The following is a 12840-nucleotide window of genomic DNA, read 5'->3' on the forward strand; positions in this document are numbered from 1 at the left end:
GGGTAACAATGTTCTGTTGTTGACCACCAGCACGAATTGCTATACTTTGTATGGGTCTTCCAAGGCCATCGTAATAGTTTACACTTTCCATAAATTCATTGTTAGATAGCAAACCTAATTTGTTAACACCCTTGGTTGGTGTTATTGTGTACACGTAATTCTGATCACTTAATGGTGTACTAATCACTGGACATCCATTATTATCCAATGTACCTGATTGCAAAGGACATTCGTCATCACTGTTGCTCACATATCCTGTAGGTTTGGACGTCTGGTTAATAAAGTTGTTAGGGTCACCCAGCCCATCACCATCGCTATCTTGATACCAGGTTTGTAAAGTTGGAACAGTATATGATACCCAACCCGAATCTGTACTCCATAAACCTGAATGAGAATTATATGCTCGTAAATAGTACGTTGTACCGGTTGTAACTACTTTGGTTGTACCACTTCCATTACTTGTACTTGTACCATTGGAACTACTTTGCCAATACCATGTAATATCCATATCTGTTTGGGGAGAATCTGTACGTTGCAATGTAACACTTCCCGTTGTACTACTCAATACCGTTGGATTTGGTGGTGTGTTTGGGATTTCTGGAATGACTGTTACCGTTAGATAATCACCATCTATATAATTGTAATCATCATCGTAAAGTTCTACACCAATATCGTAATCCAAAGGAAGATTAAATTCAATATCCGTAGATGACCCCATGTTTTCGTCATAGTAATAAAAGTCGTTATTAAAAGCTTCCCAATACCAATATGTTTCATTAGGGTTTATGTCTCCATTTGGATTATTGAGTGTATAGGTTAAAATTTCCCCTTGATGAGCTTTGGTTGGCCCTTGTATATATATATTATTTTGGGCTGTAATACTAAAATTACTCATCAATAAAAATAATAGAACAACCGTAATTTTTAAAACATCATGCGTATTCTGTGTATTCATAATATTAATGCTTTAGCTTTTAGTATAGTATAGTTTAGAAAGTAGTATTGTATGATTGATTTTTTGTTCTGGCACTAAAACCAATTCTGAATCATTCAAAAGTTGTACTTTTTGACTACTAGTTTTTCCATTGACATGAGTAATCTTTAATGTTTTAGTATCTGAATTATATAACCAAGTACCTTTTGATGTTTGGCCATTAGTTAAGGTAAGTGTATAATCTCCTTCTGGACTCAACAGAATCTTCCTATCTTTATAATGCTGTGAAATTCGTTCTCTAGATTCGGATTGCATGCTGTTCCAAGTTACTTTTTTGGATGGTTCCATACTGTTTAGAGTTTCTGTAATGTTCAATTTCCAAGTTCCCTCTAGTAAACTAGCGTTTATTTCTGTTTGCCCATAAGATAAACTTGTAAATATGCATGTCAGTAAAATAATTATATAATGTTTATATTTCATCATTCTGTTTTTTTGTTTCGTTTATTATAGTTGCCCTTTATAGTGATATTGGTTCTCACTGAGTATATTGCCATCGGCATCTTTAACCTGTTTTAAACGGTTAAACGCATCGTACTCGTAATAGGTGGTGTAGCCCCGCGAATCGGTTTGTTGAGTAATATTTCCTATTGAATTATAAGTGTAGGTAGATATAAAAGCATTACTATCCACCAAGAGTTTTAAGTCATCATAATATGTTATGCTATTGTATGAATCAGGCTTTTCATCTGCTGAACTAACTTCTGCATAGGTGGTATTCTCTATTTTTGCCATTACATTTTTGTTTGACGAATCCCATAAATATATCGTACTATAGCTATTTTCTCTAGTGGCTTCTTTCATTCTAGCATTAACATTATAAGTGTAAGTAAATTGTTGTGGGTATTTGTATATTGAATTCGGGTTATTCGGTATGTCTACCCCTTTCTGTTCTGATATATAAATATTTGTGGGACGTCCATCTCCATCATATTTTGTTTGAACCGCAGAAACAAATTTATCATCATAAAAATTACGAACACTAACTGGCGCATTAATGATATTTTTAGACAATAAATGATTTAGCTCTGAACTAGTACCCCCAGGATAAACATATTCTGTTTTTTGTATCTTTCCATTACTATCATATAGATAATGATTAGACAATCTACCCCCTGGTATATATGACCACTCTTCCCTTGTTGTAATTTCAGACCCATCGTCCAAATACATCGTTACAAACTTTTGACTTGGTTTCATGTCATAATAATCCACAAGCTGAAATCTAACACCTTGTGTTACATAATTATAAATGAAATCTTGTTGCGCCGCAGCTGGATAAAATATGCGATTGAGAACAGATGCGGGAATTGAAGGTTGAAAGGTTGTAAAAACATTAACCATATTACCGGAACACTCAGCCCAAGACATAATATCTTTTTTTATCAAACTGTACTCATTATTCTTTACAGCATAATCTCTCTGCTCTAATAAGTTATTGTAACGGTGTGACTGCGGAATATAGGTTCTAAAATTCCCCCCTGATTCTTCTTCATCTAACACAGCCTCTATGAATGTCTCATTGCCATCTTCATTAAGATCCTCCATGAGATCATAAACATATTCTGTTTTACCGTTAATACCAACAGTAGATTGTGGTGAGGTATCATTGTAATTTCCTTCATATACTGTAACATATGGATATACTACTTGTGGTCTTCCATTTAAAAGTTTTTGAAAATTCTTAGCACTTATACTTATCTCCCAATCAAAAGGTATCTCACATCCTGCTGCTAGGCTCCATAGGTATCCTGTTTTTCCTAGAATAAGATCAGTGAAATTATCAGGATAATCATTGACTTGATTACCTGCTGATTCCGATCCAGGATAAATATATGAGTAGCTTAAAAAATTCAATATATTAGGGTCAACCACCACCTCGCCAACATTAGTGTGCTGTTCAGGGTTTTTACCCACCATAAAATCATCTACAATACTAGAGTTCCCCATATCGGCTGGATCCCAGATTTCAGAAGCACGCTTTCCATAACGGTAGTTTTTCTTACTGATTTGATTTCCGTTACTATCTTTATTGGTAATCCTTTTAATCCTAAAACCTGATGCTTCGGCAACCTCTCGTTTTTTTAAATCTTCAATAAACACGCCATCCCAACTAGTTTGTGTTAAAAATTTATGATGTTCAAATTCAAACTCTGTTTTACCTCCTGTAGGGTATATAATAGCTTCCAATTTACCATGGGTGCCTCCAGGTTCGCCCGCGAGATAGTAGTCTTTATTGAATTGGTATTTGGTAAACTGACTATTAGGGCTAAGTGGATTTTCTGCTTCTATTATTTCAAGAGTATTATAACTGTTTAAGTCAATTGATTGGTAATCCCATGGACCACTAAAAACAAAATTACCAACACCTGATGACCCATTAGCTAATCCATTATAATATCCCCAATGGTCAGTCCTTTTACCATTAAATGTACTAAAACCCTCGTTGATAAATTGATATTTGCTAAGCAACACATCAGTACCTGCATTTTTAAAATCTAAACCAGTTAATTGAGCATGGGGTATACCTTGAATGTTACTAACTGTTCTATCAAATTCAATAGCTATATTCTTATAATCTATTCGATCTAAATAATTATAAAAATTTTCGTTTGGCTGTATTGGATTTTTCTTTGGCTTATCATATGTAAAATAAATATTCTCCAATCCGTAACTTATCCTAGTTATTAGTAAACTACGGTACCTAAACTCTTGAGCCATTTGAGGATAATTCTCTCGGATTACATTATTACCAATATCCTCACCATTAGGTCCCAAACATAAACCATGGAACATTAGTTCTCTTTTAAAAGAGATCCCATGAGCAGAAGAATCATAGTGCAATGATTGTACGAAGTTGTCATATTCAAAATCAATGGTTTGTTGGGTATTGGGAAGTTTTATCTTTGAAAGATGCCATTCTGTGTAATAATATTCCCCCTTAGTTAATTTATTAGGAACATCAAAGGTATATACAATACCAGATTCATCCGTCACATCAAAAGAAGTTATTCCAGGAGCACCATAAGTTTTTACCCAATCTACCTTTACAGGGCGTCCGTTAAAAACAACTACCTCAATAGTGTTATTACTATGCTTAATTATAGAAAAATCAAAACTAGAACCATCAGGTAATGTTGCCTTAAAAATATCTGAGGCAAAATTTCTTTCACTGAGTATACTTAATGAGTAGTTAGCCGTATAGGTATGTTCCATATTGTATACTTCAAAATCAGTCTTTTCATCTGGTAAGTAATTTACTTTTCTAGAAATATGACTCCGAAGAGACAAATTCCAGCCAACACCAGTAACATCATAATTATAACCTGGCCTCAAAGGCGTAGGAAAATAATCTAAACTTAAAGGTAGTTTATACCCAAAATGATTGATTTCAAATAACGGTACTGAAATATTCGGTACACCAGTGGATAGGTTCACATTAATATCGCCATATTGTTGAAATGCCGCTATTTGTGGTGAAAGAGGCGTAGGTTCGCTTACTTGTCCATTCGCTATTGGTACTACCAATAAAAATAAAACAATAAAAAAAGTTATTTTGTGAAAATTCATTTTTAGTTATTTATAATTGTTATGTTATTTGATTTACTTTACTATAGTATTATATATAATGTACAAATAATAGTTACTGAATATCTATAATTGAGACAGCGCAATTAATCGTATCTTAGACTCTACTAGCCCATTTTTTTTAAGATTGTAAATAAATTATTTTTATAAACCTTTCTATATGACTGACTATTTTATTTTAGTTACCTTCTTATGGCGAGGTGTTTAACACTGTAAAATTAAATACTCTATACCAATCATCGCAAATGAAACACCTTTGCATTTGTAAGGACAATCCTTAGTTGTCATTTCTTCAATTACTATAAATTTGATTTCTTAGGAATACAGCAATAAATACTCTAAAATGAAAAGTGATCACAATATACTTAGTAAAAAACTGAGGTCTTTTAACCTTCAAGAATTAATGGTGGTTTTGGTAATTATAGGAATCTTAATCTTAATTGCTCTGCCAAGCTTAATGCCTTTGATTTCCAAAGCAAAAAGCATAGAAGCTCAGGTGCAATTAAAACACATTCACAGTATTGCAAGAACGCATTTCTTTACTTATTCTAAATACAGTGCCGATTTTAATGAATTAGGTTTTGAAATGCCAAAATTGGTTTCTGAAAATGGGAATTCAAACTATAAATATGAAATCATAGAAGCAACAAATAGTTCCTTCAAGGCCCGGGCAACAGCCATAACCGATTTTGATAGTGATGGGGTATTTAATGTATGGGAAATTGACCATATGCAATCCTTAAAAGAAATTGTAAAAGATTAAACCTTAAGTCGTTCTTATGCTCCAATTTACTATAAAAATACTTGTGCTATTTGTTCTGGCAACCATTAATTATCAGGATTTTAAAGAACGAAAAGTGTATGTAGGTTTGTTTTTGTTGGCATTTTGTATGCTAACTTTTCTACATTATTCAGAAGTGAATACCATACAGTTTTATACAGCAATAGCTATAAATGGTTCAATTGTATTATCGATAATGGGGGTATTGTATTTGTATTCCAAATGGGTATTAAAATTAGAGTTTAAAGAAGCAATTGGCGTAGGGGATTTTTTCTTCTTTGCAATCATTGCGTGTGCCTTTCCTACAGGTTCTTTTTTAGTGATTTTTTCAAGTTCATTAATAGGGGCGTTATGCTTATTTATGATTGTAAAAAACAAATTAAAGGATAAAACAATTCCCTTAGCTGGCTTACAGGCACTTTTCCTGGGCTTGTTATTAATAACGAATTGGATATTTAATTTCACAAATTTATACTTAATTTAATGGTGGATGTAAATTTTCATATAGAAACAAGTTTACAGCAGCTACTCACGCCTGAGCAAGCATTTGCGTACCAAATTATACCGGCAAAGGAAGAAGCAGATTCAATTACTTTTAAAACTGTAAATAACAATAGTTCTCTTAAACAAGAATTAGAAATTATTTTAGGTAAAAAAGTACAATTGGTAACCGAATCAAAAGAAAATATTCAATTATACCTAAACAAGAATTACCGAATTAATAGTGCTTCAAAAAGTCAGTCATTAAACTATTCAGATGATTTTTTGTTAAAAATAATAGACGAAGCTAAAAATAGTGGTAGTAGTGATATTCATTTTGAGATTTTTGAATTAAAAGCGAAGATTCGTTTTAGAATTGATGGGAAACTGATTGAAAAATTTGTGATTCCACTTTCTGAATATCCAGTCATCATAAACCGAATCAAAATTATGGCAGGAATGGATATCTCCGAAAAGAGATTACCTCAAGACGGTCGTATTACAATCAATACAGAAAATTCAGATTTCGACATTCGTGCTTCTGCGCTACCTACATTACACGGTGAAAAAATGGTGTTGAGGTTATTATCCAAAGATACCAATAATATTCAATTAGAAAATTTGGGGTTTACAGATAGTGAATTACAAAGCTATCGTGAAAGTATTAAAAAACCACACGGGATAATTCTCATTTCAGGACCAACAGGATCAGGTAAAACAACAACTTTGTATGCTACATTAAAAGAATTGAACAATGTAAATACAAATATATTAACCATTGAAGATCCTATTGAATATACCTTGGAAGGCATCAATCAAGTTCAACTTAAAGAAAGCATTGGGTTGGATTTCGCAAGTACTTTACGAACTTTTTTACGACAAGATCCTGATATAATTATGGTAGGTGAAATTAGAGATGTAGAAACTGCTAATATGGCAATTAGAGCTGCATTAACAGGGCATCTAGTACTTTCTACTATTCACACAAACTCTGCCTGGGCAACAATTACCCGATTGATAGATATGGGAATTCCTCCTTTTTTAGTTGCGAGTACATTAAATGTTAGTATAGCCCAAAGGTTAGTTCGTAAATTATGCGATTCGTGTAAAAAAGAAGAGCTGGTTACAGCAAGTTTATTTCCTAAAAAAAGTGCAATCCCTTCTAATTTGAAAAAACATTTTGTACCCGTTGGTTGTAATGAATGCTACCATACAGGTTACAATGGAAGAAAAGCAATCTATGAAATAATTCCATTAGATGATTTTTTAATAACTCAAATTAAAAATGAAGCTTTAGATGTCGATACGTATTTGGCTGAAGAAAACATAGCAACCTTAAAAGCAAACGCATATAAATTAATTGAACAAGGCATCACTGCTATTGAGGAAGTGTATACCATGTTAACCGACTAGGTCTAATAATAAATATGAATAAAAAAAGTTTTTTAATAGTTATTTTCATCATAATAAATTGTTGCAGCCTCTATGCTCAAAACAGCAGGATAGATCAGTTAAAGCTAAAATTAGAGAGTATAACAATAGATGCTCCAGGATTAACTGAAAAAGCAGATGTAAATGTAAATAATGTGTTATTGCCAGATTTTTTAAGGTCTTTAGCAAGTGCACATGAGATTAACTTGAATATTGACGCTGATTTAAATAACATAATTATTGCTAATAATTTTTCGAATTCAACTGTAGCACATGTGTTATTATTTGTATGTAACGAATACAATTTAACCATTGAGTTTATTGGAAATATTCTTTCTATTAAAAAAGTAGAAGTCCCAATTGTAAAACCAGAAAATAGAGAGATTCCAATAACTTACAATGATGAAACACAATTATTTTCTATTGATTTACAAAAAGACTCTTTATACATAGCATTCAAATTAATTACCGATAAAACTGGTAAAAATTTAGTATTTGAACCGGGTCTTGAAAATATGTTACTTTCTGCATACATCCAAAATATGCCTTTTGACAGTGCTTTAGATAAAATTGCTTTTTCAAACAATATTACTGTTACTAAAACACGTGACAATTATTACTTATTTGAAAAAAATAATTTAGGCCCATCAATTGCAAATCAACAATTAGTAAATAAACATGCTAATCAAAATCAATCAAGATCAAACGGGTATTATAAAATTCTTGATCCAGTGTTACGCACTTTGGATGTAGACTTTGAGAATGCTGAAATCGCAACAATCATACGTAATATTGGCTTAGACTTAAATGTAAATATGTTCACTTCAACACCTTTACCTGAAGCTGGAAGAGTTTCTGTAAAAGCAAATGGAATATCATTTGATTTATTGCTAGATCATATGTTAGAAAATACTGCATATACCTATAAAAAACAAGATGATATTTATTATTTTGGAAAGAAAGAAAGTGCCTCTTTACGAAATACAATTGCAATTCCGCTTATGCACCGTTCTATTGAAATAATGAACAATCAAACAGGAAATCAACAAAATAGTTTTAACAACTCCAATATAAATTCATATGGTGTATCTCAAAACAATTTAACTTCAAACAGTCAAAATAGACAGAGCATTAATACTTCCAATTCAAATAGTTTTACAAATTATGCTAGCAAAGCAGAAGCTTTAGTAAATATTTTACCCGATGAAATTAAACAAAATTTAGAAATTAAAGTAGATGTAGAACTAAACAGTTTTATTGTAAGTGGCCCAAGTCAGGACATCCTAAAATTTAGGGAGTTTATAAAATCTATTGACAAGCCAATTCCTGTAATCGCAATTGAAGTAATGATTTTGGCAGTTGCAAAATCGGCAACGCTAGAAACTGGTGTAAGCTTTGGTATAGGTGATGAACCTGTGCAAACTCAGGGAAGTATTTTTCCAAATGCCGACTTAACAGTCAGTGGAAAAGATGTAAGCAAAATTTTAGGCGGGAACAATATTTTAGGTGCCTTGAATTTAGGTAAAGTAGTGCCTAATTTTTATATGAATATCAAAGCAATGGAGGCAAACGGTGATGTTGATATTCAATCTACACCTAAATTGTCTACATTAAACGGTCATCGTTCTAGCTTGTCGATTGGTGAAACCACCTATTATGTTGTGACAAATGTAAATTATTTTGGATCGCAAATACCCCAAACTTCTGAAATTAAAAATTTCGAGCCAATTGAAGCAAAATTACAAATAGATTTAAAACCACTTGTGTCTGGTGATGGCCAGGTTACTATGGAAATAAATGTAGAGCAATCTACGTTTAGTGGTGGTCGTATCAGCCCTGAAGCACCACCTAATATGGATTCTCGTAAATTTACCTCCATAGTCAGAGTAAAAGATCAAGACTTAATTATGTTAGGTGGGTTAGAAGAGAAAGTTAAGAATGACTCTGGAACTGGTGTGCCTTTTCTTTCTAGAATACCTGTAATCAAATGGTTTTTCAGCACTAGATCAAGAGAAGACTCCTCAAAAAAATTAGTCATTTTAATAAAACCAACAATCATTTATTAATATGCTAGAAACTGTATTAAAATATTTAAAATATGGAAATACCTTCACAGCTATTGAATATGGTGTTTTTAATGGAAACAATAAATTTCAAATAGTCAGTGTCTTTAAAAAAAATAATGAACTCAACATTAAGTTCAAAAAACAATTTATAAATGTTGAGGAAATAAATGCAACCAATCTTAAAATAAATCATTTTTTTTTAGTCATTAATAATGAACAAGTTCTATCAAAGATAATTTCAAAAGAAACTGATGAAGTTAAATTACTTCAAAAAGCATTCCCTTCACTGAAAATTTCAGATTTTTACTACGAGATAGTTCATTTACAGCAAAATACCTGTGTTGCTATCTGTAGAAAAATAGATGTTAATAAAATTCTTAATGATTTCAAAAAACACGAATTAGATTGCATTGGATTTAGTCTGGGTAATGGCATTGTCACGCAAGTAATACCTTTTGTCGAAGCACAAATAGTTGCTACCAGTAATGCAAATATTGATGTGATAGATGGTAATATTCAATCAATAGATTTAAATCCAACAACTAAAGTTAAAAGCTATGCGATAAATGGTCTAAATATTTCAAACCTTGAAATGCTTTCGCTATCAGGAATTCTTGCGTATTTTACAAACAACAATCATTCTTTAAATAATTTTAATGAAATTAAAAGTAAGCTAACAAAAGAATTTACTTTAAATAATAATATCCAAAAAGCGTGGAAGATTGGAGGTATAGTATTATTTAGTTTATTATTGATTAATTTTTTTGCTTTTGATTATTTCAATAAAAAAGTTGAAAATCTGACACTTGAAAAACAAGTTAATTATGTGAATGAAGAAAAATCAATAGGTTTATCGCAAGATATAGAAAGGAAAAGAAGATTAGTAGAAGATATGATAAATTCAAAAAGCTCAAAGACTTCTTTTTATTTTGATCAGATTGGTACTTCAATTTTCCCCTCAATTAAATTAACAAGTTTAGATTTTCAACCATTATTGAAAAAAATTGAGAATAAAAAACCGCTACAATTACAAATGAATTCAATTATTGTAGAAGGTGAATCAATGGATGTTGATTATTTTAAAAATTGGTTGAATAAAATTGAAAATATGAAATGGGTAGAGTCTGTTGAAATAATTGAATATGGGAACCTTGTTGGAGGCGCAATTTTCATTCTAAATATCCAAATAAATGAGCAGAATTAAAAAAAATAGCCTACTTTTAGTTGGGTTTGTTTTGTTATTTATTTTAGCATGCAAATTTTCATTTTTAAAAACAATAGAGATTAAAAAGCAATATCATTTGCTGTTAGAACAAACAGGTCAAAAAATATCAAGTGATAACGATTTACATTATTTGAGAAAGCAACATAAGTATTACGATTCAATTTTAGTGAAAAACCAAATTTTCTCGAAAACAACATTCCATAATAAACTATTAATAACGTTAAATGAAATTTGTAAAATAAAAGCTCTTAAACTTTTAAAATTTGAAAAACCACTCGTTTTAGAAATAAATGAAAACGCCATACAAGAAACCTATCAATTCTCTGTGCAAGGTGGGTATATTGATATTGTATCCTTGATTTTTAAGTTAGAGCAAGAATTGAAAATGGGTAAAATAGCAAGTGTTTCTTTTGAAAAGAAAAAAAACTTTAAACAAGCTAAAGAGTTTTTAGAATGCAAAATATATTTACAAAAAACAGCAACAATACTTTATTCGCAATAAATGAAAACTACTTTTTTTATTAAAGGAATCCTATTTCTTCTGCTTTTTCTATTAACTCTCTATCAGTGTTACTCTGCTCTAAACCAAAAATGTCCTTTAAATTTCGTTTTCTTCTTTCTAGTCCTCCTATAGACATAGGTATTTTTTTTGGTAACTCACTCATTTTTGCGCCTTTAGAGATTTCGTATATCATTTGTCTATCAATTTTATCTACTACATATGGTTGTGCAATTATTTTACGCCCTAATTCTAAAACAGATTGACTATAAAACGTCTGATATGAAATTACCTTATTGATGGCCTCCATAAGTATTTCAATGGTCACATCATTTTTAACTAAAAAACCATCTGGATTTAAATTTTGGATAATAGAATAAATTCGGAAGTTATCATTAAATGTTGTTAAAACAATAATTTTAGAATCGGGTAACACTTCTTTTAAATAAACACCAATATCTTCACCTGATAAATACAATTTATCATTCGAAGGGGGAATGGAAATATCTAATAACACAAGGTCAATTTTACAGTTATTAACGGATTCATTAATTTTTTTTATAGCATCATCACAATTTTCTGAAATATTTATTACGAATTTATAATCAGTAAATTTAGATTCAATAGTTTTAAACGCGGCTAAATAACTATTGTATACTAAAGGGTGGTCTTCAATAATCAATATATTTTTTGTACTCAATTGTTTTCTTTTTCTTATGGGGTTACTAATAGTGAGCTTTATTCAAAACACTAAAGTACAAAATATAACATATCAGTATATATATAATGAATACTAATTTTATTTCATATCAAATTGAAATAGAAGGTTTAATATGATATAAGTAATAAAAGTTACATTAAGTTTTAATTCATACATATGTTGGTATTTGTAAGCTTAAAACGCATTTTAATTTTACGTGCAAAAAAAATAATAATTGCAATTTTCAGTAATATTTCACTTTAAAAAAAGCGTTAAATTCAAGTTTTTATCTCATCATTTAGTTATAAAAAATCCGCTACCAAAAGAAACAATACAACAAGCTACAAACATCCGTGCAGGTAATCACTAAGCAAACAAAATTAAAACTCCTCAGCTTGCAAGGGGTGGTGTAACGGGGTAATTAAACAATTTAGCTTGGTATTGTATTCAGTACCAATAAAAAGTAAACAACTATTTACTTTCTAGTCATGTTATATATGAGTATAATAATCTAGCTTATATTTGTAGTGTTCTTAAGGTACAAGTTTTTCATAAAACAAGTTTGGTTAGTTAGCTGCTTAATTCGTGCTAGAGTTAGGCAGTTTTTTTTACAGAATTTAATATTCGTAATAACATTCTGTACCCAAATCCCCATCTCCAGCAGTATTCCATTCCGTTACTACTGCATTCCATACAGCTTTCAATTCCGCACATAAAAGCTTACTGAAAAAGTAAGCATTTACCGTTGCCTTTGCGCTTTTTAAATCCGTTTCCATAATTAACAGTAGAACAAAACACAAACATTCGTGCAGGTAATAATGTGTTCGTCAATTGCTCCATTTAGTTCCATAAAATACAATTAAAAACGCTCCTTTGTCGCATTTGTATTTGCCGTTCATTGCGCTACAATTTGTGCTCCAGTGGGTGCTCATTGTAGCGCATTCACTTATTTTATTGCACACATTCCACGCATTCCTCACGCACAGCTACTTTTGCACCCAAACCCTTTAATGTTTTGCTGCGCAAGGCATTTTATTGGGTACAACCGCTGTTTCATAATTTCGGCTCGCCTGCTGCTC

9 protein-coding genes and 1 pseudogene are annotated in these 12840 nt (G+C 31.2%); 6 read left to right on the forward strand and 4 right to left on the reverse strand.

What is annotated here, in order from left to right:
• From EC396_RS14215 to EC396_RS14225, 3 genes and pseudogenes are all read right to left on the reverse strand, one after another.
• Positions 1-955, reverse strand: a pseudogene (locus tag EC396_RS14215) (hypothetical protein); the annotation flags it as partial.
• Positions 956-967: 12 nt separating this feature from the next.
• Positions 968-1417, reverse strand: coding sequence for a hypothetical protein (locus tag EC396_RS14220; RefSeq protein ID WP_164975315.1), 450 nt, complete (start codon positions 1415-1417; stop codon positions 968-970).
• 21 nt (positions 1418-1438) lie between these two features.
• A complete protein-coding gene (locus EC396_RS14225; RefSeq protein WP_129367263.1) occupies positions 1439-4561 on the reverse strand; it encodes an RHS repeat domain-containing protein in 3123 nt (1040 codons plus the stop codon).
• Positions 4562-4922: 361 nt separating this feature from the next.
• On the opposite strand from EC396_RS14225, the gene EC396_RS14230 reads away from it, so the two are divergent.
• Genes EC396_RS14230 through EC396_RS14255 form a run of 6 tightly spaced genes read left to right on the forward strand, consistent with a single transcriptional unit; the run spans position 4923 to position 11064 of the window.
• A complete protein-coding gene (locus tag EC396_RS14230; RefSeq protein WP_129367265.1) occupies positions 4923-5342 on the forward strand; it encodes a prepilin-type N-terminal cleavage/methylation domain-containing protein in 420 nt (139 codons plus the stop codon).
• A 16-nt stretch (positions 5343-5358) separates the two neighbouring features.
• The gene (locus tag EC396_RS14235) at positions 5359-5844 is read left to right on the forward strand and encodes a prepilin peptidase (RefSeq protein WP_129367267.1); all 486 of its coding nucleotides are present in this window, start codon (positions 5359-5361) and stop codon (positions 5842-5844) included.
• Complete coding sequence (locus tag EC396_RS14240; protein WP_129367269.1) at positions 5844-7253, forward strand: GspE/PulE family protein; 1410 nt, start codon at positions 5844-5846, stop codon at positions 7251-7253. The genes EC396_RS14235 and EC396_RS14240 overlap by 1 nt, the downstream gene beginning before the upstream one ends.
• 14 nt (positions 7254-7267) lie before the next feature.
• Entirely contained in the window at positions 7268-9337 is a 2070-nt protein-coding gene (locus EC396_RS14245; protein WP_129367271.1) for a type II secretion system protein GspD, read from the forward strand.
• Position 9338: 1 nt separating this feature from the next.
• Entirely contained in the window at positions 9339-10541 is a 1203-nt protein-coding gene (locus EC396_RS14250; RefSeq protein WP_129367273.1) for a hypothetical protein, read from the forward strand.
• A gap of 31 nt (positions 10542-10572) precedes the next feature.
• Positions 10573-11064, forward strand: coding sequence for a hypothetical protein (locus EC396_RS14255; RefSeq protein ID WP_129367275.1), 492 nt, complete (start codon positions 10573-10575; stop codon positions 11062-11064).
• 19 nt (positions 11065-11083) lie between these two features.
• Here the strand turns inward: EC396_RS14255 and EC396_RS14260 are convergent, their stop codons facing one another.
• On the reverse strand, positions 11084-11761 hold the full coding sequence (locus tag EC396_RS14260; RefSeq protein ID WP_164975316.1) for a response regulator transcription factor: 678 nt from the start codon (positions 11759-11761) through the stop codon (positions 11084-11086).
• Between the last annotated feature and the right edge of the window lie 1079 nt (positions 11762-12840).

The organism is Lutibacter sp. HS1-25 (genome assembly GCF_004121075.1).
GTDB lineage: Bacteria > Bacteroidota > Bacteroidia > Flavobacteriales > Flavobacteriaceae > Lutibacter.

Coding starts and splice junctions, on each gene's coding strand:
- EC396_RS14225 (WP_129367263.1), bottom strand. CDS start 4,561: ATGAATTTTCACAAAATAACTTTTTTTATTGTTTTATTTTTATTGGTA.
- EC396_RS14240 (WP_129367269.1), top strand. CDS start 5,844: ATGGTGGATGTAAATTTTCATATAGAAACAAGTTTACAGCAGCTACTC.
- EC396_RS14250 (WP_129367273.1), top strand. CDS start 9,339: ATGCTAGAAACTGTATTAAAATATTTAAAATATGGAAATACCTTCACA.
- EC396_RS14245 (WP_129367271.1), top strand. CDS start 7,268: ATGAATAAAAAAAGTTTTTTAATAGTTATTTTCATCATAATAAATTGT.
- EC396_RS14230 (WP_129367265.1), top strand. CDS start 4,923: ATGAAAAGTGATCACAATATACTTAGTAAAAAACTGAGGTCTTTTAAC.
- EC396_RS14235 (WP_129367267.1), top strand. CDS start 5,359: ATGCTCCAATTTACTATAAAAATACTTGTGCTATTTGTTCTGGCAACC.
- EC396_RS14220 (WP_164975315.1), bottom strand. CDS start 1,417: ATGATGAAATATAAACATTATATAATTATTTTACTGACATGCATATTT.